Source organism: Nodosilinea sp. E11 (genome assembly GCF_032813545.1).
In the GTDB taxonomy this organism is placed as follows: Bacteria; Cyanobacteriota; Cyanobacteriia; order Phormidesmidales; family Phormidesmidaceae; genus Nodosilinea.
Window position 1 is genome coordinate 5,398,222 of the sequence record NZ_CP136520.1, and the last position, 21,268, is coordinate 5,419,489.

A 21,268-nucleotide genomic window follows, 5' to 3' on the forward strand; every position below is an offset into this window, starting at 1 on the left:
GCAGTTTTAAGCCAGAGGTGTATTGTTATCAGCAAAACCTCCTATTGGCGGCAGTTGCCCCGTGCTCATGGTCTAGGTTATGGCAGATCGAGGGCGATCGCAGATGGCGCATTAGGGAGCGTCTCCAGCGCTGCTTGATCTTGCCTTCCCTGGGCTTGGGCCGCCGCTAGCTCTAGGTAGCGGTGTAAGTACTCCGTAGTTAAGCCATGGAGCAGCAGCGCCCGAGCTGCTGAAAATGGACTATTGGGGGCCAATGGGTGGCGGTTGCTAATCACAGGATTCCAGCGATAGTCGCCGGTAATCGCGCTGACATAGCAGCCAAAGTTTTCGTCGAATTGTAGAGACAGCACCGCCCGTTCAAACTCTTTAGTAGTCAAACACAGGGAGTAAAACACCTTGAATAGCTCAATCGCAGATTCTAGGTCTAAAATTTGGTGCCAGCGGCGGGTGAAGTCGATCTGAGGCTGCACCGGCTGAATGCTGTCGAAGCAAACTCCTCGCTGCTGCACCTGGGCAATCCAGTCTGGGTTGTGGGCTTGGGCCTGATAATAGTCGTAGACAAAGTTATACAGAATCAAATCATGTTCAAGGAAGGCATTATTGGCCAAATCTGCCACAGTCTGGGGATATAGCTGAGACTTAGGAATGGTGCGATCGGGGCCATTGTCGATTAGAAAATTAACCACATTAGAGCCTAGCCCCAGGTGCCGCACAATCAGATAGCAGGCTTCTGGCTGCACCCAGGTTTTGAGAAACCAAGCTGCGCTCCGGTGCATGAGGCCGTAGGCTTTGAACTCAAAGGGAATCAGCCGTTTTAAAATCAAAATTAGCCCTAGCAGCAGATTAGCAATGAGCCGAATTGGGTTGAGCAAATAGACTCGGCTAAAACTACGCAAGTCATTGACCATATGGCCTTTGGCAATTGGGTCGAGCGGAATCGCTTGATCAAGATACAGTACATCCCACCCGTCAGGATCGAGGCGGTTATAAGGTTGAGGTTGATAGAAAGTCATGGGTAAATGAATCAATCAATTTCTTCAAGTTGGAGCCGATAGAGCCGCGCCGTAACCTGAGCTGTTTTCACAATTCGAGCAGCAATCTCAGCCGTAATCCACTCTGCCTGAAAGATCGCGTTGAGCTTATCCGTATGGCTGTCGTCGTTCTCGCTGTGATAGGCCAAAAAAGAAACCTGATCCCTTGTGAGCTTCAACTGCTGCTGAATTTGCTCTGCCCATCGTCTTGCCAAGCGGCTGCCCAAACCCTCAATAATGAACATGCTGCCGATTAAATCCACCGGATTTAACTGAGACGCTCGGTGAAAAATGAACGCAGATAGGGCCTCGCTGCCCAGATTTTGCTCAGCATTGACGATATCTGTTAAGGTACCCCCCACGGCTACATAGTTATGCTCTAGCATCTGAAAATCCCGGTGCTCTGCCTGTGCATGGCCAATAAAGTGCGATCGCACCTGAAAATTCTCCATATTCGACGCCGCCCGAGCAATCCAGCGCGCCCCTTCCACCACCTGAGGCCGCAAATTCCGCAGCAGCGCCTGGTAGCTGTCGAGGGTAAACTCACCGCGATTTAGCTGACGAATTAACGGCACTGACTGCAACTGACGCTCAAACTCCAGCCAAGTCAGCGTTAACTGTCGTAGCAGTTCGGCATGAATATCTGACCCAGCTGGGGTCGCTGATGCATCAGTTAACCCCCACTCACCAGTCTCCAAATTTGGCTTTACCCCAGCCTGCGAGCCAAGGTCCTCCCCTGAATGCTCAAGCGCCGGGTGAGCAGCGAAAACTGACGGTGCTGCCGCCGTCCCATCCACGACTGTCAGCTTGAGATAGGCCGTGGTGAAGCGGCCACTCTCGGGCACAAAGCAAAAGATCGTCTGTCCCGGTTGGAGCTTGCCGCTGTGGAACAGTTCTTCCAGCATTAAATAAATTGAGGCACAGCCGGTATTGCCCTTGGTGTAGAGGTTCGTGAACCAGCGCTCCTCGGGAATCATGGCGTTGGCCTTTTCCAGCAACTCCACAATCTGACTGCGGAAAAAGTGAGAGGAATAGTGGCACAGCAACCAGTCAATGTCCGCCGGGTGAATTCGCCCCGCTTCAATTAGCCGCAGCCAGCCTTCCACCCCCAGTTGCACCACCTGGTCTAGCAACCGAATATTTTGCCGTAGGTGGGTTGCCCCCGCCGCTGCCGCATCGGCCACACTAGGGTAGTCCATCCAGCTTTGGGTTCCCTGGGCGCTGTCTACCCCGGCATACATGCACACCGGATGGGAATTAGCGTGGGATACCAGCTCAATCCAGTCCAGTCGCAGGCTGAGGCCCTCAGTATTGGGACGATTTCGCAGCACCATAGCTCCGGCCCCATCCGACAGCATCCAGCGCAGAAACTCAGTGTCAAAGGGCATAGCCTTACCCGCCCGGATATCGGGCTGGGATTCAAACTGGGTGTGCTTGAACAGGCGCGAAGCCGACTCCGATGCCACCGCCACGGCGCAGCGCTTTTGGCCCTGGCTGATCTGAGCCGCTGCATATTTCAGTGCTGCTACCCCGGCACAGCACACCCCTTGATGGCTGGTGGCTTCTAGGGGCGAAAACTCTGGCAGTTCTCCATGCACCATGCTGGCAAAGCCCGGTACTAGTAAGTCGGGCCAGGTGGTAGCAGCACAAAGCAAATCTACCATTGCCGGATCTAGGTGGGCGTTATCTAGGGCATTCCGCACTGCCGCTGCCGCCATTTGATGGTTGCGATGGGTGGTTTGCTGCTGCTGGTCGAGGGCGTAGTGGCGTTGGCGAATGCCGTTGCTGGCCAAAATCCGGCGCTTAACCTTGGAGGGCTTGCCGTTGATTAAGCCGAGGTAGGCTTCCATCTGGTCGTTGTCAATCGGTTCCCCCGGCAAAAACTTGCCGAGGTGGGTGATGTAGGTCTGTGACATGGGAAAAACCAAAGAAAAGAGAGTAGCAAGCCGCAAAACAAGCCGTCGTCGCGAAAAGGCCAATCCTTGTTTTATAGCTGTAGCCAGTTCGGTTAAGACATGTCTCCTAAGAACGTTTGAACATTCGAACGTTTCTAGGGTTTCTGGATGTCCTAACCCAAGTGACTATGGCTATCAATGCCCTTGGTTACGAAATTAAGCGTTCTTTGGCTTGTATGACAGTTGGCTGTGACACTTGCGGGGCTGTCGAACCGATCTGTCCTACCTCGTGAAGGTGCCCTTCTTCGTGGGTCGGTCCTTCGTTTTCCCTGGCCGCGATCCTCAGCTTGGCAGAAACTACTGGATAAACCCCTTGGTTTTCTGCTTGTCTTCCGATTGGCTTAGACAGTCATTCTCTACCTGGGGCAAGCGCTATTGGGCAAAGCAAAATTCTTTGGCTAACTCCCACGGCCCTCGTTGGTAATACCACAACAGCAGGCCTTCTCCCCATCCCGTTATGGGTTGCCACTGTGCGTCCAGTTCGGCGTGTAGCTGGCGGGCTGTGGCGGGTTCTACTTTGTTTTGAATTGTGATGTGCGGGCGGTAGCCCTGGCGATCTTGAGGGATGAGCCAGGCGTCCCAGGCGATCGCCAGGGTTTTGTGTAATTGCATCAGCGCTGGGGAACTCACGTTGATGGCGACGCCGTTGCCCAGAAACTGGAGCGAGGGCAGGGAAACAGGAAAGTGTCGTGTCTGAGCACACAGGGTTTGCAAACTGTGAGAAATAGCCGATTCTTGATCGCCCGGTAACTGGTGAAACAGAATAACGTGGGCCGGGACGACATTCCGCTCTGGGGGAAAGTACTGCTGGCGTAACCTGTTTACTTGCTCGAAAGTGGTTTGGTCTAACTTCAGCGTCAAAATCAGAGGAGTACTCATTATTTAAGGAACACAGAGAACGATGTATGGGGAGGTGAGGAATAATGCTCTCGCAGCAGAAGCTATTCCGAGTCCAACAACAGTCGAGACAATTACAGTTACTCTGACCCAAAATGATGAACCCCCCGCTACGGTAAAGGCCTTTAATTACGCAATGCCCAATCTTCCCTTTGGGGTAATTGCTTTTGCTGTGCCGACTATTGATGCCGCATTAGCAGGGATGGAAGACGTTCAAAGCTTTGATGTAAAAATAAATGGTCAGTCTGTTGCTAACACCACGTGGCATAGTGGCCTCACGGTAAGAGATGAGTTTCGCAAGTGCTTGAATGGTCAACCTTATTCGGTCACGGATATTGACATCGTACCGGATCGTTTGCAAACGCCTTAGGGCTAGACAATAGGGCCACAGGTGTAGCAAGGGTTCACGGGTCCATCGCACCGCCTCACCCCTCAGACCCTCTCCTCCAGCTTGGGCGTGAACTGCAGATACAGACAGGGAATCACGATCAGGGCAATGCCGGTGGCGGCGATCAGGCCGAAGATGATGGTGCTACAGAGGGGCATCCAGCGGGGCGAGCTGAAGGCCAGGGGCACCAGGCCAATGATCGTGGTGATGCTGGTGGTGAGAATCGGGCGCAGGCGATCGGACACGCCGTGGGCGGCGGCTTTTTGCACCGTCATGCCGTCCTGGCGGTAGGTATTCATGGTGTCTACCATGACGATCGCATTGTTGACCACAATCCCCACCAGGGCGATGATGCCGATAAACGCCGTGAACGAAAACGGAATCCAGGCCAGGAAAAAGCCGCCGAAGGTGCCAATCAGCGCCAGGGGAATGGTCATCAAAATAATGATCGGCTGGCTAAAGGAGTTGAGCTGTAAGACCAGCACGGCGAACACCAAGAAGATTGCCAGCACCAGGGCCTGGCCCGCCGAGCCAAAGGTTTCGGCCTGGTCTTCGGCCTCGCCGGCAAAGGCGTAGCTGTAGCCCGTGGGCCAGGTGGCCTGGCTGTCTGCCAGCAGCGGCTCGGCATCGGCGAGAATTTCGCCTACCGTGCGGTTGGTGTTTTTGGCCAGCACCGTCACCGTGCGCTGACCGCCCCGGTGGGTGATCGACAGGGGCGATTGGCCCTGCACCGCCTCTACCACCGCGCCCGCCGGTACCACCGGCTGGTCGGGGTTGCTGCCAAAGAAGCGCACCAGCGACAGCTCATCGCGACGGGTGGGGCCGCCGACGGTGCCCTGGCGCGAGGGCCAGGCGGTGCTTAGGCGAATGTCGATATCGTCCTGGTTGCCGCCGATGACAAACTGGCCGACTTCGGTGTCGGTCATGTAGTAGCGGGCCTGGGTGGCCAGTTCGTCTTCGTTGAGACCGTAGAAATCTAGCTCTGCTCGCCGGGGAATCAGCCGTAGGTCAGACTGGAGGTTGCCCAGGTTGTCGCGCACGTCGGTGGCCCCTGGCACTTGCCGCAGCAGGTTTTGCACCTGGTTGGAGAGCTGGCGCAGCTCGGTCATATCGCTGCCGGTAATTTCGATTTGTATCGGGTCGCCCGCCCCGGTGGAGCTTTCGGTGCTCACCAGCAGGGTGGCACCAGGGTACTGGGCCAGGGACTGGTTTAGCTCAACCCGCAGGTCGTTGGCGATGGCTTGGGAGACTTGGTTGCGATCGCCTTCGGGCACCAAAATGCCAGAAAACCCCAGCAGGTAGCTGCCGGTAGTGGGCTGGAGGGTACCGGTACTGACCAGGGTGCTGCTCTGGCCCGCGTATTTGATCACGTTGTCGAAGTAGTCTTTTTGGCGCAGGGTCTCCCCCAGATCGTCGGCCACGGTTTGCGACACCGCCAGGGTGGTGTTGGGCGGCAGTTCGACGTTGATGCTCAGCTTGACGCTGTCTTCGTCGGGAAAGAACACCGTGGGAATTTGGCTAAAGGCCAGCGTAGCGGTGACAAACAACGTCAGGGCAAACAGCGTCCAGGCGCGGGCGGTGGTTTTGCTGCGCACGGTGTAGCGCAGGCTCCAGTGGACGAAGCGGGCCGAGGCAGTTTCGCTGAGGCGATCAACCCGAGACTTGCGGCGGTCTTTGATGTTGCCGAGCAGATAGCGGGAGAGGGGAATGTCGATCAGCAGGGCGATCGCAAAGCTCAGCAGCAGGCAGATCACCGCCGTCAGCGGCAGCAGCCGAATGAACTTGCCCAGGGTGCCGCCGATGGCCAGCAGCGGTGTCATCGCCAAAATCGTGGTTAGCTGCCCGGCAAAGGCGGGGGCGGCGTAGGTTTTCACCGTCTTGAGGGCCGCCTGGTTAAAGCTCAGCCCCGAGGCAAAGATCGCCTCATGCATCCCCTCCATCATCAAAATAAACACATCCACCAGCATCCCCAGGGCCAGCACCATGCCGATCAGCACCATGTTGTTGAGGGTTGACCCCGTCAGCCACAGCACCGTCAGCGTGCCTAAAAAGGTCAGCGGAATCGATAGCCCGGCAATCAGCGCCTCCCGCCAGGAGAGAGCCACAAACAGCACGGCAAACACCGCGATCATCGCCTGGATGGCATTGGTAAACAGGTTGCCGAGCTGCTCCCAGATCAGCTCTGAGTCGTCCGCCGTCACCGCATAGTCCATGCCGGGGGGCCAGAGGGTCGGGTCGCCCTGGGCGGCCTCTAGATCCGCCAGCACGCTATCGATCACCCGAATCGTGTCTTGCCCGGGCACCTTCTTGATCGAGACGCTGACCACCGAGGTATAGTCTGACCCGGCGATGCTGATCGCCGCCAGACTGGTCTCTGGCTCTAGCTCGCGGCGAATGTCGGCCAGCTCCGAGAGCCGCACCACGCGACCATCGAGTCGGGTGATGGGCAGATTCTGCAAGTCCTCTAGCTGCCGAAACCGACCGTAAAAGCGCACCTGGGTGCCAATGGCATCGCTTTCAATGTCGTCTAATGGCATGTCGCTGTTGGCGGTGCGCAGCCGATTCGCCACGGTCATCGGCGAAATGCCCAGACTGGTGAGCTGGTTGGGGTCCATCAGCACCTGCACGACTTCGTCGCGGGCACCACCCAGGTCAACCTCGGTCACCCCCGGCACCTTCTCCAGCCGATCTTGCAGCCGCTGGGCCGCCTGACTGAGAATGGCCGGGTCGAGGTCGCCAAACAGGGCCACGGTGAGAATGGGTGCATCGGTCACCGAGATCGCCTGCACCGAGGGCTGATCGGCCTCCCGAGGCAGGTTCGATTCGGCCCGAGACACGGCCTCTCGCAGCCGCTGAATCGACTGATCGACATCGGCATCGGCCCGAAATTCAACATTGATCAGCGAAAAGCCGCTAAAGGAGGCGCTGTCTAGGGTACTCACCCCCTCCACCGACTGAATTTCTTTTTCTAGCTCGTTGGTGACCTGTTGCTCAATGGTCTCGGGGTCAGCGCCGCCCCAGGTGGTAGTGACGGTGGCGATCGCCAGGGCAATATCCGGGTTCGACTCTTTGACCATCGAGCCGTAGGCCAGCAGCCCGCCAAACACCATCAGCAGGGTCAGCAAAATGCCAAACACCGTGCGCAGAAAGAAAAAGCGGGTCAACGGGGAACTCGATTGCGCCGCCGGTTGGCCCAGGGGAGCCGGGTCAGGTTCAGGGACGGAGTTCTGAACGGGGATGTTATGAGCAGCCATGGCTACAGCCCTCCTTGAGTGGCGCGATCGCCGACCACGCGCACGGTGGCCCCGTCGGCCAGACCGTTTTGACCCACGGTGACGATCTGTTCTCCGGCCTGCAGGCCGCTGAGAACCTCCCGCTGGTCAAACCCTTCCAGGCCCAGCTCCACGGGCCGCTGCTCGACGGTGCTAGTCGCTTCGTTGACCACAAAGACGTAGGCCCCCTGATCGCGAAAGGCGATCGCATTCAGCGGCACCACCACGGTATCGCCCTGCTCAGCGGCGGCAATCCAGAGATTGACGCTGGCCCCGTGCTGGAGATTACCCGAGCCGCTGGTCATCCGCGCCGTCGCCTGAATCGCCCGGTTGCCGGGGCTGACCGCCGGATTCACCGCAAAGATGCTGCCCTGGGCCTGGGCGCTGTCGATCAGGCTACCCCCGGCCTGGGATTGAGTTAGGGCTGTGCCATTGCTGGCGGTCACCAGGGCCGTCTGGCCGGGCTGAATGCGATCGCCCACACCCGCCGACAGGTCGGCCACCACCTCAAACTCGCTGGGGTCAATCACCACAATCGGCACCCGGCTCAGCAGCTCCTGGTAGTTGCCCAGCTGCGACGACACCGCCTGGAGGCTGTAGTACTCGTTCTCGCGAATATTGAGGTAGGCGACAATGCCATCAAAGGGGGCGTAGAGCCGCGTGCCTTCGAGGGTCACCTGGGCCTGGTTGAGCCGGGCCTGGGCGGTGGCAATCTGCGAATCTGTCGCCCGGAGCTGCTCCCGCGCCGACTGCACCTGGGCCTGGGCGGTGCTGACCTGGGCCTGGGCCGTCTGCACCTGAGCCTGGGCCGCTGCCGCCTGGCTACCCGCATCCTGTACGGTGCCGCGCCGATTGTCGAGATCACTGGCGGAAATTGCCCCCTGGCTAAACAGCTGCTGATACCGCTGCAATTCGGTTTGGGCCAGATTTTGCGCTGTTTGGGCCTGGGCTACCTGGGCCTCGGCCTGGGCCACCTGGGCTCGGGCCGAGGCCACCTGCGACTCCATCTGGGCCACATTGGCGGTCGCGGCCCCGCGCTGCCGCTGGGCTTCATTCACCTGAGCCTCCGCCTGGTTGATGTCGGCCTGGAGGGTGCGATCGTCGATCTGGGCCAGCAGTTCTCCCTGGCGCACGGCGTCGCCCGCCCGCAGGGTGCGCCCCTCGCGGCTGGCCAAATAGGTGATATCGCCATCGACATCAAAGGCCAGGTGCTTAAACCGCACCGCCTGCACCGTGCCCTCGCTCGACACCCAGGCCTGAATCGAGCCTCGCTCTGCGGTCACCGTTTGCACCGTCAGAGGTGCCGGGGCCGCCACCACCGCCGCTTCGCTGGCGGCATCTCGCAGACGCACCACCGAAATACCGCCCACGGTAAACACCACCCCCACCAGGGGAATCAGCCACCAAAAGCGCCTAAGCCGGGACTGTCGATTCGGTGTAGATGCAGGACTAGAAGCAGGTCTGGAGTCGGGGGGAGCAGAGCCGGGAGACTCAGCCGTAGCCAGCGGCGGCGAGTCTAGTTTTGTCGAGTCTGGGGCGGTAGCGTCGGACGGATAGGGTTGAGAAACCATGGCAATCACTGGGCAGAAATATGAACAGGACGAACGGTGAGCTTCTGACAATCAGAGGCTCATAGGCAAAGGGGGATGCGGTTTACGGTCTGCGGTTTACGGCAAGATGACAGGTCGGCGGGGTTTACGGTTCACGGTCTGCGGTTTAAGGCAAGCTGTGAACCGTGTACCTGAAACCGTGAACCCTAGCTCACCCCCATCAACATCAGCTTGGTCACGTATTAGTGGGGGGCCGGGTTGGGCGATCGCCCCAAGCCGTGCTCCAGCACTCGCACCAGATCGTCAAAGGTCTGCTCAATGGCAGCACAATCCTCCTGGGAGAGCTGACTTTGAGCCAGCTGTTCTGGCGTTAGGCCCAACCGCTGGGGAATAAAGTCTCGTAGCCGGTGAGCTAGGGTGCTGAGCATAAATACCGCAAAGTCGGTATCGATACTGGGGTCGATATCGCCCTGGGCAATCCCCTGTTCGACCAGCTCACGGGTGTAGCCCAAGGAAGCGATCTGGGTCCGTTTCAGCACCTCATCGCGGAAGTAGAGGTCGCCGTAGAAGGCCCGGTTGACGATCTGGCTCAGGGCCGGGTGGGCCAGGTCAAACTGGGTGCTAGCACTGAACAGCCAGCGCAGATAGCCAAAGAAGCCAAGCTGCGAGTCTGGGGGATGAGAGGCTTTGAAGTAGGCGATTTTTTGCTCTGTAGCCAGGTCGATCAGATGCAGGTAAAGGTCTTTTTTGTCAGCGAAATATTGGTAAAAACTTCCCTTGGCGATCTTGGCCTGTTTGGTGATGTTAGAAATCGAGGCGCTGTCGTAGTCCGTGCTGGCAAATTCTGCGATCGCGCAATTGACAATCCCCTGGCGCTTGGCATTGGGTAGGTTAAAAAAGGTGGCGTTGGGCATAGGCGGCAGAGCGACAATCGCAGGGTGACTGATCGGTCATATGACTGGGTAGTCACACCCTAACAAATATTCCCGCCGCTGTCGACTTGGTCGATGCTTTAGCCTGCATTATTCATAACGCTAAGGCGATGCCCGTCATCTCTGTGAATAATATGGATCAATGTCTTGTTCTAAGCAGCGATCGTAGATGCGGCGGTAGTAGGGCAATAGCTCCTTTACCGTGGCTTCCGAGGCTTCGAGGTTTGGTAATAGCTGCCGGTGTAGCTCACAGATTTTTTCAATGATCTGCGGCTCATCAAGGGTAATAAGGCGGCTGTTTTCCATCACTACAGCACCATCGACGATGACTAAGTCTACCGAGCCGCCGGTTTCAGCGTAGGTGAGCTGTCGCAGCGGATGGTTAAGCGGCACAAAGGGCATGCGATCGCATCGATAGCCCACCAGATCGGCCTGGTAGCCCACCGCGATTTTGCCCAGATCACTACCGTGGCCAAAGGCTTTTGCCCCGCCAACGGTGCCGCAGTGAAACGCTTCTGCTGCCGAGACCCATTGCTCGGGCGGGTCGTGGGGCGACTTATTCAGCAGGGCGGCGGCCTGAACGACGGAGAGCATATTGACGCTGTCGCGGGAGCCGCAGCCATCGCTGGCCAGGGCCACGTTGACATTGGCTGCGAGAAAGGATCGCAAGGGCATCGACCCACTGCCCAGCTTGAGGTTAGACAGCGGGTTGTAAACGGCGCTGGCCCCCGAGCGGCTGAGTGTTTCAATATCATCAGGGGTCAGCCACACGCAGTGCTGAAGGGCCAGACGCTCAGACAAAACCCCTAAATCGTCTAAATAATCGACCATAGAGCGCTGGTAGAACAGCTGACCCGTCACCGCCTGCAAGCGGGTTTCAAGCAGGTGGAGAATCATCGGCAGGTCGTAGGTTTCGGCCAGGGCGGCCAGTTCCTTTAAAAAAGCAGCGGTACAGCGCTGGGGGGCCGAAGGGGCGACTACATACCCGACCCGATGCTGGCGGGGATGGCGGGTTTTGGCCAGGTGGTGAGCAATGTCTAGCTGGCGATCGCGGTTGGGGGCTCCCTGGCGATCGAGGGCCTGACGCTGGGCGGCGGGCATTTCCTCATCAAAGAAGGGCACCGCCCGGTAGAAGGGTAAATCGTAGAGGCTGACGCTGACTAAGGCCCGCAGACCAATGTCATCGTAGGCGCGAAACACCGCCTCAATGCAATCGATCGAGAGCTGGGGGGCCTGGTTTACGTCATCGACCACAAAGGTAGTGCCCGTGCGCAGGGCTTCGATCGCGCCAATCAGCGTCCGCAGGTAGACCTGGTCAGGGGTGAGGGCCGGGGGTGGCACCGGCGGGCGAACAAAATGCATCCACAGTTCTAGGGGCAAATTGTCGAAGCGACCCTTGTGGAAATGCTCATGGGAGTGAAAATGGCCGTTGATTAAACCGGGGGCCACCAGCCGATGGGTGGCGTCGACCACCGCACAGTCGGGGGGATGAGCCAGATCTGGCCCCAGGGCCGTGATCACCCCCTGCTCGATCAAAATATCGGTGTGGGGCAGCGCCGGAGCGTGGGCGGAGGGCAACACCAGGGCGTTTTTAACGATCAGGTTGCCCGGAGATTGGTTGCCCGAAGACTTGTTGCCCGAAGCCAGATTGCTCGAAGACTGAATTGCAGCCATAAAGCGATTAAACCTTTAAACAACGGGGCGATCGCGGCGGTAGGGTTTGGCATAGGCGGGGCGATCGCAGGCTAAAAACTCGCCCCGCCCAGCTGCGGCGGTGAACTGCCCCTGCTGATAGACCACCTCGCCCCGCGAGAGCACCACTTCGGGCCAGGCTTGCAGGGTCATACCCGCGTAGGGGGTGTAGTCAACGTTATGGTGCAGGCGATCGTTGGTGAGGGTGATCGACTGATCGGTGTTCCAAATCACCACATCGGCATCGCTGCCAATGGCGATCGTGCCTTTGCGAGGATACAGCCCGTAGAGCTTGGCCGGGTTGGTAGCGGTGAGAGCGACAAAGGTGTTGATATCAATCCGCTCCTGCAAGACGCCCTCAGAAAACAGCAGCGGCAGGCGAGTCTCAATGCCCGGTATGCCATTGGGCACATACTTGAACGATGCCTGAGTGCCCTGAATCTGCTTCCCCAACGGGTCGGCATAGCGAAAGGGGGCATGGTCGGAGGAAAACACCTGAAACACTCCATTCACCAGCCCATCCCAAACGACCTGCTGGTTGGCTTTATCCCGAGGGGGAGGGCTACAAATGCATTTGGCCCCCTCAAACCCGTGCTCGCCACCCAAATCCTCCTCGGTGAGAAACAGGTACTGGGGGCAGGTTTCGCCATAGATTCTCAGACCGCGATTTTGAGCCCACTGAATTTGCTCGATCGCCTCGGCCCCAGACACATGCACAATCAAAATCGGTACATCCACCAGCTCGGCCAGGGCGATCGCCCGGTGGGTGGCCTCTCGCTCAACCAGCATGGGCCGAGAGGCGGCGTGGTAACGGGGGGCTAGGCGGCCCAGGCGCTCTAGCTGCTGCACCATCCAGCCAATGCAGTCGGCATTTTCGGCATGGATCATGACGAAAGCCTGCTCTTGCCGGGCCAGGGCGAGTATATCGAGCACCTGGCGATCGTTGAGCTTGAGGTCGTCATAGGTCATGTAGATTTTGAAGGAGGTATACCCCATCTGAATCAGTTGGGGCAGCTCGGTCTCTAGCACCTCCGGGGTGGGGTCTGACACGATTAAGTGAAAGGCATAGTCAATCACCGGCTTACCGTCGGCCCGCTGGTGGTAGTCGGCGACGGCATCTTTGAGCGATCCGCCTTTCATCTGGCAGGCGAAGGGAATCACCGTGGTGGTGCCCCCACAGGCGGCGGATACGGTGCCAGTATAAAAATCATCGGCCATCACCGAGCCATCGGACATCGGCTGATCGAGGTGGCAATGGGCGTCTACCCCGCCCGGCAAAACCCACTGCCCCGCCGCATCAATCACCCGATCGCCCTCTAGATGCTCGGCCAGGGCCACAATACGGCCATCCTTAATGCCCAGGTCGCATTGCATGATGTCTGTGGCCGTGGCCACAGTGCCACCGCGAATCACCAGATCCAGAGTTGTCATGTCAAGATACCCTCAGGGTGAGCTGGGCCATACTCCGATTTCATACTGGGTCAAGTCTGCTCTAATTTTTATGACTAGAGCCTTTCGGAGTTCGTTAGGCTAAATTTATCCACAGACTGTATACAGAAATAATGATAGAAGCTGTATAGCTAGTTACGAAGTTTGGCGGCGCTGTCTGCTCAGATCCCGCCCTTGATTGCCCCTGTTCTCAACTCTCTTAGAGCCGCAATGAAACTACTGTTGGTCAACAGCAACTCTACCCAGACGGTGAGCGATCGCATGGTGGCGATCGCCCGCACCGTCGCCGCCCCCGACACCACCATTACCGGCCTTACTGCCCCAGGCCATGCCGTGATTCGCTCCCATTTTGAATTTGCCGAAGCCGCCGTTCAGACCGTTGCGACCCTCAAAGCCCATGCTTCCGGTCATGACGCCGCCATCATCGGCTGCTTTGGCGATCCGGGGCTGAAGGCGGCCCGTCACGAGCTGGCCATCCCCGTGGTTGGCATCGCTGAGGCGGCGATGTTGAGTGCCCACCTGCTGGGGGGCTACTACAGCATTGTCACCTTCGGCGCGCACAACGCCATGACGATTACCGACCTGGCCCGCAGCTACGGGCTGCACACCCGGCTGGCCTCCGTTCGCATTGCCGACATCAGCTATGGGGCCGTTTTGGCCGATCCTAACCAGGCGATCGCCGCCTGCCGAGCCGCCTGCCAGCAGGCCCTAGACCAAGACAACGCCGATGTGCTGATTTTGGGCGGTGGCCCAGTCACCGGGCTCTCGACCCAGCTCGCCGCCGACTTGGGGGTGCCCGTGCTCGATGGCGTTGCCTGCGCCACCAAACTAGCCGAATCTTTGGTGGCCTGCGGCTACACCACCAGCCGCCGAGGGCTATACCAACCCTGCTAAACCGGTGGCTCTACCTGGCAGGCATCGCCCAGTTGGGCCATCACCCAATCGGCTACGGCCAAGAGGTGCCAGTCGGCACCCCGCGCCCCCACCAGCTGCATCGCCAGGGGCAGATTATGCTTAGCCCTCCCGACCGGCACACTCAGCGCCGGGACACCCAACAGGGTCCAGGGGCCGCAAAACTTAAAGGAGCCGGTATTCTGCAAGCCTTCCGGGGCTGGCCCGGTGGTGACCGGGGTGACCAGGGCATCAAACTCCGCCCAGATGGGCGCTAAAGCAGCGCTGTAGTCAACCACGGCTTGCCGCGCTGCCCCGTAGGCCAAGCTGCCGTAGGTGCGACCCCGCTCAATCACCTGCCGCAGTTGGGGAGATAGGGCCTCACCGTGGCGATCGTAGTCTGGGCCATGGTTGACCGCCGCGCCACAGGCCATCAGCACATCGATGGTGGCTAGATAGTCCTCCCAGGTGGAGGGCATCGAGACTTCGGCTACGGTTGCTCCGGCCTGGGCCAGTTTCTCCAGGCTATCGACTAGGGCGGCTTGGGCCTCGGCTTCCACCTCATGCCAAGCGGAGGTGCGCACAAACCCGAGCCGAGGCGATCGTCCCAGCTGAAGCGGCTCGTTGGGCATCCCCGCCCCTAAACAATCTGGCCCCAAACAATCGGGGTCGCGGCCATCGGTACCCATCAGCACCGAGCAGAGCAGGGCAATATCGGCCAGGCTGCGGGCAAACACCCCCACATGGTCGAGATCGCGACAGACGGGCATCACCCCAAACCGAGAGATGGTGCCAAAGCTGGGCTTAAACCCCAGCACCCCGCAGTAGGCCGCCGGGCGCAGCACCGACCCCCCAGTTTGGGTGCCAATGGCGACCGGCACCATGCGATCGGCCACCGCTGCCGCCGAGCCGCTAGAGCTACCGCCAGGGCTGTGGTTCGGGTTGTGAGGATTCTTGGTTTTGCCAGCTCTGGCCAGGGCGTACTCGGTAGACACCGTTTTGCCCATGATGATCGCCCCGGCGGCCCGCAAGCGCTCTACCACCGCCGCATCGTAATTTAGCTGCTGGCCCGCATGGATAGGGGTGCCCCAACCGGTGGGCATATCTGCCGTGGCGCAGATGTCTTTGACTGCCACCGGAATGCCGTGGAGAGCGCCTAGGGGTTTCGCTGCGTCTGAGGTGCGATCGCAGGCGATCGCCTGATCGATCACCTGGTTGGCATTCAAATACTGCCAGGCTTCAACCACCCTTTCTCGTTGATTGACGCGCTCTAGACAGGCTTGTGCCAGCTCCAGCGATGAAACTTTGGATGCCGACAAGTGAGCGATCGCTTCAGTCGCAGTCAGATGATAGATAGTCATAGGGCTAAAAACTACTTTCAGGTCAGTGACAGGACCCTACAAACGGTAGCGCTGTATTGTACGCAAACCGACTCTGTTTAGAATGACATTTACAAACGTGGGATGCACCCATGTAGGTCGATGAGTCAACTAATTTTGGGATACCTTTTTTTAATCAATCCATGAATTTTGCTTATAGCAAGTCTCAATTTAGGCAGATATGTCCTGGCCTAGCTTTAGTCCTAGACGGCAAAATAGGGCAGCTTTAGAGACAGCTTTAGGGGCTAGATCTCAGGTATTGGGAACATCCCATTAAGAGACAACGGGGAGCTTTATGGTGTACTTTACTCCTCTAAGGCACTCTGCTTAAAAACCCTCCTCCACAGGGAAGCTGGAAATATTTCACTAATCGTATAAGCCTATACATTCCCCTCAAGATGATGGATGTATACAAGATGCATGGGTTTTAATTTATCACCAGTCAACCGTTTTTTGAAGCCCTAGATGCGATCGCCCCTTTCTTGGGCAAGGTATTGGTCCGACGTCTTGAAGATGCGCTGCTCAGTAGTTCCATTGAGCGAACGCATCCCGAGAAATTCTTAGGGCCTACTTCATGAATTTTGTATACACATTTCATGAAGTAGGCCACTCCAGCTGCTTATTTGTTTGAGGTGATTCCCGTGGTATCGTCCATTATTCGAGGCAAATACATCATCTGTAAGGTGCTGAGCCGAACAGAGGCCGAAGTCATTTGTGACGGGGCAATTTTCCAGCAAGATGGCCAGATCGTTGCCATTGGCACCTACGAAGAAATTTCAGCTAAGTACGAAGCTGATGAGCTTTTAGGCTCTTCCCAAGACGTAGTGATGCCCGGATTTGTCAATAGCCATCACCACGTTGGGCTAACCCCCTTTCAGCTTGGTTCCCCCGACCATCCCCTTGAGCTTTGGTTTGCCAGTCGCATGGCGGCCCGCACGGTTGATCCCTACCTCGATACCCTATACTCCGCCTTTGAAATGCTGGAGTCAGGGATCACAACCGTTCAGCATATTCACGGCTGGCGAAAGGGACCCGCCTCTAGTTGGCCAGCGATCACCGAAAAAATTCTTAAAGCCTACGAAGACATTGGTATGCGGGTCTCCTACTGCTTTGCGGTGCGCGACCAAAATCGACTGGTCTACGAAGCCGATGAGGCCTTTGTCGAAAAATTGCCGCCCAGCATCGCCCCCGAAATTGGTGCTTACCTCAAAGACCAAGCGGTACCCGTCCAAGACTATATGGATTTTTTTGACCACCTTTGGCAGCAGTGGAACAAAGGCGCTGACGGCAGAGTACGCATTCAAATGGCCCCCGCCAACCTGCACTGGTGCTCCGATGAAGCCCTGATGGTGCAAAAGGACTATTCTGAAAAGTTTGGCGTGGGCATGCACATGCACCTGCTAGAAACGGCCTACCAAAAAGAATATGCTCACCGCCGCTCCGGCAAATCAGCCGTACGTCACCTCTACGACCTGGGCTTTTTAGGCCCCCATTTAACCCTCGGCCACGGCGTTTGGCTGTCCGAAGAAGACATTGAACTGGTCAAAGAAACCGGCACCATGATTTGCCACAATGCCAGCTCTAACCTGCGATTGCAGAGCGGCATTGCCCCCCTAAATCACTTTGCCAAACACGGCGTCAAGGTGGGTATTGGCCTCGACGAAGCCGGTATCAACGACGATCGCGATATGCTTCAGGAAATGCGCCTGGTGCTAAAACTCCACCGCGTACCCGGTATGGATGAGCTAGTGCCGACCTCGCCCCAGGTGTTTCAAATGGCCACCGAGCACGGTGCAGAAACCACCGGTTTTGCTGAATCTGTTGGCACCTTAGAGGTCGGTAAGGCAGCAGATTTAGTCATGATGAATTGGCACCATATTGCCTACCCCTACCTCGATCAAGATGTTCCGGTTTTAGATGCTGTGATCCACCGCAGCCGTATGTCTGGGGTCGATATGGTGATGGTCAATGGCGAAGTTGTGCTGTCAAAGGGCAAGTTTACCCGGATTGACAAAGAGGCTATTTTGGCCGAGCTAGCCGAGTCCCTCAATGTTCCCCTCACGTCAGAAGAAGAACGGCGACGAGAACTGTCTAAGGAGGTCTTTCCCTACGTTAAGGGCTTTTATGATGGCTGGCTAAATCACTCGGGGTGCAATCCGTTCTACTGCCAAAATGCCCACCATTAGAGTCACAAAAAATGCCTGACTGGGTTGATTCGGCAGTGCTGCCAGAAGGCCAACAGCAGCAATCAGTTTCAGGTTTCAAGAGTTTCTGAGCAATTGTACAAAACTGGAGAGAGCCATGTTTAACGGTGGACTTAACTTAGATAACCTGTTTGCTGGACGCACCAGCCGCCGCCGGGTTTTGCAACAGGCTACGCTGTTTGGGGTATCAGCTGCGATCGCCGCCTGCGGTCGCCCCAGCCAACAAGCCAGCCAATCCACAGGCATTAGAGAGGTCAAATTTACCCATGGACTAGGCCTTTGCAACATGCCCCTGTTCTATTCCATCGAAACCGATCTCTTTAAAGAACGAGACGTCAAGGGCCGTCTATCGATGACCATTGGTGCGGGTGATTCAGCGGTTCAGCTAGCGGCTGGTCAGGTAGAAATGGCCGTCACCCCCTACACCAACGCTTTAGCAGCCTATACCAATTCCCCCAGTTTTCAGGTGGTCGCCGGTAGCGGGGTAGAAGGTCTGATGCTAGTGGCTAGCCCAGAGGTAAAGACCATCGCCGATTTAAAGGGCAAAAAGCTGGGTACAGCCCAAGCCGATACCTTAGAGATCATGGCCTTTGACTATCTCAAGGCCAACAATCTCACCTACAACGATGTTGAAGTGGTCTATTTTGGTGACTCCTTTGAAACAACCGCTGCCATGATCAATGGCGATATTGCCGCCTGCACGCTAATCGAACCCTATTCAACCTCTGTTCTCAACCAGATCAATGGCAACCGCTTAGGCGATGGCATCGATCTCTACGGTCAGGCTTATCCCGACTGTGTGCTTGCCGCCAGAAAAGATTTCATTGAGCGAGAGCCCGAAATCGTTAAAAACGTGATTAAAACGTTTTTTGAGGCTCAATACCAAATTGAAAACAACTTCTCAAAAGCCGCAGAAGTCACCATCGGCAAGTACTACAAAACCGAAATGGACAACCTGCTGGCAGCCGCCCAGGCTCAACCCCCCGGTGTCGATATTCGTGACAAGCGCGACTTCATGTTTGAGCGCTCAGACAGTATGCTGGCGCTCAACTATATTTCCAAAGCGCCCGACGATGATTTTGTCAACTTTTCATTGCTAGATGATGTGATCAATGAAAACCCAGAGCTTTGGGAACGAGTCAAGGTGAAGTCGCTGTCTACCTAGGTCTCTGCTCCTATGGTGTGGGGTGCTTTAAGAACAGATGGTGTTTGTAAAGCGCCCTAATTGTCTCCTCACTTTAGATATAGAACCATGAAAACACAGATTTCTCTAGCTGCGATCGACCAACCCGACTTGCGTGCCCAAGCCAAACGGCGACGAAAAAATACAAGGGTGAAGACGCTAAAGCACTATGGCGAGAAAATTGGTTGGCTGGTTGCTTCGTTAACCACCTTTGTACTGATCTGGGAGTCTTTAGCCTTTTTTGGCTTGATTGACACCGCTATTTTGCCGCCACCCCATCAGTTTTTGGGTGAAGTTGCCAATCAAGAACAGTTTTTTGATCGCCAGTTGGGCGCTACCCGTGTTGGTGGCAACTTTGTGGCGCTCACGGCAATTAGTGCAACCCTTAAACGGGTTTTTGCCGGCATCTTCTTTGGTTTTATCGCGGCGTTCTCCTGTGGCTTATTCGCTTCCTACTTCAGGCTATTCGGCAAACTGACGCTGCCTACATTCACGCTTCTAGCACCGATTTCCGCTACAGCCTGGATTCCTTTGGCCATTCTGTTGTTTGGAGTAGGGGATGCCCCAGCTATTTTCATCGTATTTATTGGTATCTTCTTCTCGCTCACCTTAGCTACGGTCGATTGCATCAAAAATGTCGATCAACTGTATATCAATACCGGCCTGGTTTTAGGAGCCAGCCGGTGGCAGATTATGCGCTATATTGTTGTGCCAGCGATTATTCCCAGCTTGTTTGTGGTCTTGAGGATCAACTTTTTTGCAGCCTGGGCCTCGGTACTGGCCGCAGAAATGGTGGGCGTTAACACCGGGCTCGGGGCTATGGTCATGGTAGCTCGACAAATGTTTAACGTCAGACTGATGTTTTTAGGTATGACCCTGATTGGTTTGGTGGGCTACACCATTGATGTGTGCTTTGCCCAGGTGCAAAACCGGGTGCTCTGGTGGAAGGCCGCCACCAAAATCTAATCTCTATCCAGACTTAAAACGTGTTGCAATAAGAGGGTATCCCTGTGGGCGAAATTTTAGTTAGAGATGTCAGCAAAATCTGGGGCATCGATACCCCAGAAGAGGTTTTAACCCTCGACCGAGTCAGTCTTACCGTGCGGCCCGGAGAGTTTTTGGTCATCATTGGGCCGAGTGGCTGCGGTAAAAGTACGCTGCTCAACATGATGGCTGGCCTCGATACGCCTACCTCGGGCCTGGTTTTGCACAACGGCCAAACCGTCACTGGCCCTAACCCCGATCGCTCGCTAATTTTTCAGCAGCCATCCCTGCTGCCCTGGCAATCATTAATTGACAACGTTGCCTTTGGTTTGACCCTCAAGGGCATGGGTCGGCGAGAGCGCTATCAAAGAGCCCAAGAATTTTTGAGCCAGGTGGGGCTCCAGGGCTTTGCTCGCAAATATCCGCACCAGCTCTCTGGGGGTATGCAGCAGCGGGCCAGCATTGCCAGAGCCCTTTGCCTCGGCACTGATATCTTGCTGATGGATGAACCGTTTGCAGCGCTAGATGTGCAAACGCGATTTAAGATGCAAGAATTTTTGCTGGATATCTGGAAAGGCTCTGGCAAAACCGTTGTATTTGTCACCCACCATATTGACGAGGCTATTTTCTTAGCCGATCGGGTGGTTATTCTAACCTCTCGCCCTGGCCGCATACTAGACACCGTTGAGATTGATATGTCGCGCCCCCGAGATGTAGCCAGTGCTAGTTTTGAGCATCATCGATCGCTATTCATCGACCATTTGCGCTCCGAAGTGACCAAGGCCTTCGAACAGCAGGAGCTCGTAGAGATGTTCGATACCAGCATTAAGTAATACGGTGGGTTTTGGTTAATCATTGGAGGGCATTTGCAACGTGATTTGCGTTAGCTTGAGTCACCTGCTGATGCCCACTTTTGCCACTAGGAAGAAAACTTTTCAACCATCCTTTTAGACCGGCAATGCTCAAAACAATCAGTCTTTGGCAAGATTTAGCCAGTTTAGTAAAGGGCACTAACAGAACGCCTGAAGCCGATAGGACTGAAGAGGCCGATTTCTGGCGCTATGCCGAACCTGCGGGCCAGGAAGCTGACCCGCTCAAGCGCAATGTTTTGCAGTGGCGCAGGCTGATTCTCTCTACCAAAGATGCGGTGTCTGTTTTTGCCGGTGAACCGGTGCAGGTGATTGGCTATGTCGATCGCGACCACGGGACGGAGCCCCACCTGTTTAATTTAGTCAGACCGGTGATTCGCTGTTGTTTAGATGACACAGTACCCTTAGGGATCCCTGTTTTTTCGGAGGATACAGAAAAACTGATGCCGGGAACATGGCTCATGGTTACCGGCCTGTTAGCTCCAGAGATGGTTAAACAGCGTGAGTCTTTAGTGGTTCGCCCTCACACGATTAAACCCATCGCCAAGCCAGAAAAGGCTTATATTAATGGTGTTTTCTAGACTCGTAAGGT

16 protein-coding genes are annotated in these 21,268 nt (G+C 56.4%); 7 read left to right on the top strand and 9 right to left on the bottom strand.

The features are described 5' to 3' along the window. Positions 1–77 precede the first annotated feature (77 nt). The 3 genes from RRF56_RS25980 to RRF56_RS25990 form a co-directional block, all read right to left on the bottom strand. Positions 78–1,013, bottom strand: coding sequence for a DUF6999 family protein (locus RRF56_RS25980; RefSeq protein WP_317036056.1), 936 nt, complete (start codon positions 1,011–1,013; stop codon positions 78–80). Positions 1,014–1,024: 11 nt separating this feature from the next. Beyond that, positions 1,025–2,947: a beta-ketoacyl-ACP synthase III gene (locus RRF56_RS25985; protein ID WP_317036057.1), complete on the bottom strand. Its 1,923-nt coding sequence runs from the start codon at positions 2,945–2,947 to the stop codon at positions 1,025–1,027. A 411-nt stretch (positions 2,948–3,358) separates the two neighbouring features. Continuing rightward, positions 3,359–3,865: a 2'-5' RNA ligase family protein gene (locus RRF56_RS25990; protein WP_317036058.1), complete on the bottom strand. Its 507-nt coding sequence runs from the start codon at positions 3,863–3,865 to the stop codon at positions 3,359–3,361. 22 nt (positions 3,866–3,887) lie between these two features. Between RRF56_RS25990 and RRF56_RS25995 the strand changes: the two genes are divergently transcribed. Beyond that, on the top strand, positions 3,888–4,253 hold the full coding sequence (locus RRF56_RS25995; RefSeq protein WP_317036059.1) for a hypothetical protein: 366 nt from the start codon (positions 3,888–3,890) through the stop codon (positions 4,251–4,253). Between the two features lie 62 nt (positions 4,254–4,315). Here the strand turns inward: RRF56_RS25995 and RRF56_RS26000 are convergent, their stop codons facing one another. From RRF56_RS26000 to hydA, 5 genes are all read right to left on the bottom strand, one after another. Continuing rightward, positions 4,316–7,525, bottom strand: a complete 3,210-nt coding sequence (locus tag RRF56_RS26000) for an efflux RND transporter permease subunit (protein ID WP_317036060.1) — start codon at positions 7,523–7,525, stop codon at positions 4,316–4,318. A 2-nt stretch (positions 7,526–7,527) separates the two neighbouring features. After that, positions 7,528–9,114 carry an efflux RND transporter periplasmic adaptor subunit gene (locus tag RRF56_RS26005; RefSeq protein WP_317036061.1) on the bottom strand — a complete coding sequence of 529 codons (1,587 nt, stop codon included), beginning with the start codon at positions 9,112–9,114 and terminating at the stop codon, positions 7,528–7,530. 221 nt (positions 9,115–9,335) lie between these two features. Further along, positions 9,336–10,007: a TetR/AcrR family transcriptional regulator gene (locus RRF56_RS26010; RefSeq protein ID WP_317036062.1), complete on the bottom strand. Its 672-nt coding sequence runs from the start codon at positions 10,005–10,007 to the stop codon at positions 9,336–9,338. A gap of 135 nt (positions 10,008–10,142) precedes the next feature. Continuing rightward, a complete protein-coding gene (locus tag RRF56_RS26015) occupies positions 10,143–11,699 on the bottom strand; it encodes an amidohydrolase family protein (RefSeq protein ID WP_317036063.1) in 1,557 nt (518 codons plus the stop codon). 15 nt (positions 11,700–11,714) lie between these two features. After that, positions 11,715–13,148, bottom strand: a complete 1,434-nt coding sequence (gene hydA, locus RRF56_RS26020; RefSeq protein WP_317036064.1) for a dihydropyrimidinase — start codon at positions 13,146–13,148, stop codon at positions 11,715–11,717. A gap of 228 nt (positions 13,149–13,376) precedes the next feature. Here hydA and RRF56_RS26025 point away from each other — a divergent pair, with 228 nt between their 5' ends. After that, positions 13,377–14,060 carry an aspartate/glutamate racemase family protein gene (locus RRF56_RS26025; protein ID WP_317036065.1) on the top strand — a complete coding sequence of 228 codons (684 nt, stop codon included), beginning with the start codon at positions 13,377–13,379 and terminating at the stop codon, positions 14,058–14,060. Here the strand turns inward: RRF56_RS26025 and RRF56_RS26030 are convergent. Then, complete coding sequence (locus tag RRF56_RS26030; RefSeq protein ID WP_317036066.1) at positions 14,057–15,418, bottom strand: amidase; 1,362 nt, start codon at positions 15,416–15,418, stop codon at positions 14,057–14,059. The genes RRF56_RS26025 and RRF56_RS26030 overlap by 4 nt on opposite strands. Positions 15,419–16,077: 659 nt before the next feature. Here RRF56_RS26030 and RRF56_RS26035 point away from each other — a divergent pair. The 5 genes from RRF56_RS26035 (at position 16,078) to RRF56_RS26055 (ending at position 21,257) form a co-directional block, all read left to right on the top strand. After that, complete coding sequence (locus RRF56_RS26035) at positions 16,078–17,622, top strand: amidohydrolase family protein (RefSeq protein WP_317036067.1); 1,545 nt, start codon at positions 16,078–16,080, stop codon at positions 17,620–17,622. Between the two features lie 115 nt (positions 17,623–17,737). Continuing rightward, on the top strand, positions 17,738–18,805 hold the full coding sequence (locus RRF56_RS26040) for an ABC transporter substrate-binding protein (RefSeq protein ID WP_317036068.1): 1,068 nt from the start codon (positions 17,738–17,740) through the stop codon (positions 18,803–18,805). Positions 18,806–18,892: 87 nt separating this feature from the next. Further along, entirely contained in the window at positions 18,893–19,789 is an 897-nt protein-coding gene (locus tag RRF56_RS26045; protein ID WP_317036069.1) for an ABC transporter permease, read from the top strand. Between the two features lie 44 nt (positions 19,790–19,833). Then, complete coding sequence (locus RRF56_RS26050; RefSeq protein WP_317036070.1) at positions 19,834–20,640, top strand: ABC transporter ATP-binding protein; 807 nt, start codon at positions 19,834–19,836, stop codon at positions 20,638–20,640. Positions 20,641–20,765: 125 nt separating this feature from the next. Continuing rightward, positions 20,766–21,257, top strand: a complete 492-nt coding sequence (locus tag RRF56_RS26055) for a hypothetical protein (RefSeq protein WP_317036071.1) — start codon at positions 20,766–20,768, stop codon at positions 21,255–21,257. Positions 21,258–21,268: the final 11 nt, after the last annotated feature.

What these genes read in the sequence shown, in the direction of transcription:
- RRF56_RS26030 (WP_317036066.1), bottom strand. Translation starts at nt 15,418, where the DNA reads ATGACTATCTATCATCTGACTGCGACTGAAGCGATCGCTCACTTGTCG.
- hydA (WP_317036064.1), bottom strand. Translation starts at nt 13,148, where the DNA reads ATGACAACTCTGGATCTGGTGATTCGCGGTGGCACTGTGGCCACGGCC.
- RRF56_RS25995 (WP_317036059.1), top strand. Translation starts at nt 3,888, where the DNA reads ATGTATGGGGAGGTGAGGAATAATGCTCTCGCAGCAGAAGCTATTCCG.
- RRF56_RS25985 (WP_317036057.1), bottom strand. Translation starts at nt 2,947, where the DNA reads ATGTCACAGACCTACATCACCCACCTCGGCAAGTTTTTGCCGGGGGAA.
- RRF56_RS26040 (WP_317036068.1), top strand. Translation starts at nt 17,738, where the DNA reads ATGTTTAACGGTGGACTTAACTTAGATAACCTGTTTGCTGGACGCACC.
- RRF56_RS25980 (WP_317036056.1), bottom strand. Translation starts at nt 1,013, where the DNA reads ATGACTTTCTATCAACCTCAACCTTATAACCGCCTCGATCCTGACGGG.
- RRF56_RS25990 (WP_317036058.1), bottom strand. Translation starts at nt 3,865, where the DNA reads ATGAGTACTCCTCTGATTTTGACGCTGAAGTTAGACCAAACCACTTTC.
- RRF56_RS26045 (WP_317036069.1), top strand. Translation starts at nt 18,893, where the DNA reads ATGAAAACACAGATTTCTCTAGCTGCGATCGACCAACCCGACTTGCGT.
- RRF56_RS26015 (WP_317036063.1), bottom strand. Translation starts at nt 11,699, where the DNA reads ATGGCTGCAATTCAGTCTTCGAGCAATCTGGCTTCGGGCAACAAGTCT.
- RRF56_RS26010 (WP_317036062.1), bottom strand. Translation starts at nt 10,007, where the DNA reads ATGCCCAACGCCACCTTTTTTAACCTACCCAATGCCAAGCGCCAGGGG.
- RRF56_RS26005 (WP_317036061.1), bottom strand. Translation starts at nt 9,114, where the DNA reads ATGGTTTCTCAACCCTATCCGTCCGACGCTACCGCCCCAGACTCGACA.
- RRF56_RS26025 (WP_317036065.1), top strand. Translation starts at nt 13,377, where the DNA reads ATGAAACTACTGTTGGTCAACAGCAACTCTACCCAGACGGTGAGCGAT.
- RRF56_RS26055 (WP_317036071.1), top strand. Translation starts at nt 20,766, where the DNA reads ATGCTCAAAACAATCAGTCTTTGGCAAGATTTAGCCAGTTTAGTAAAG.
- RRF56_RS26000 (WP_317036060.1), bottom strand. Translation starts at nt 7,525, where the DNA reads ATGGCTGCTCATAACATCCCCGTTCAGAACTCCGTCCCTGAACCTGAC.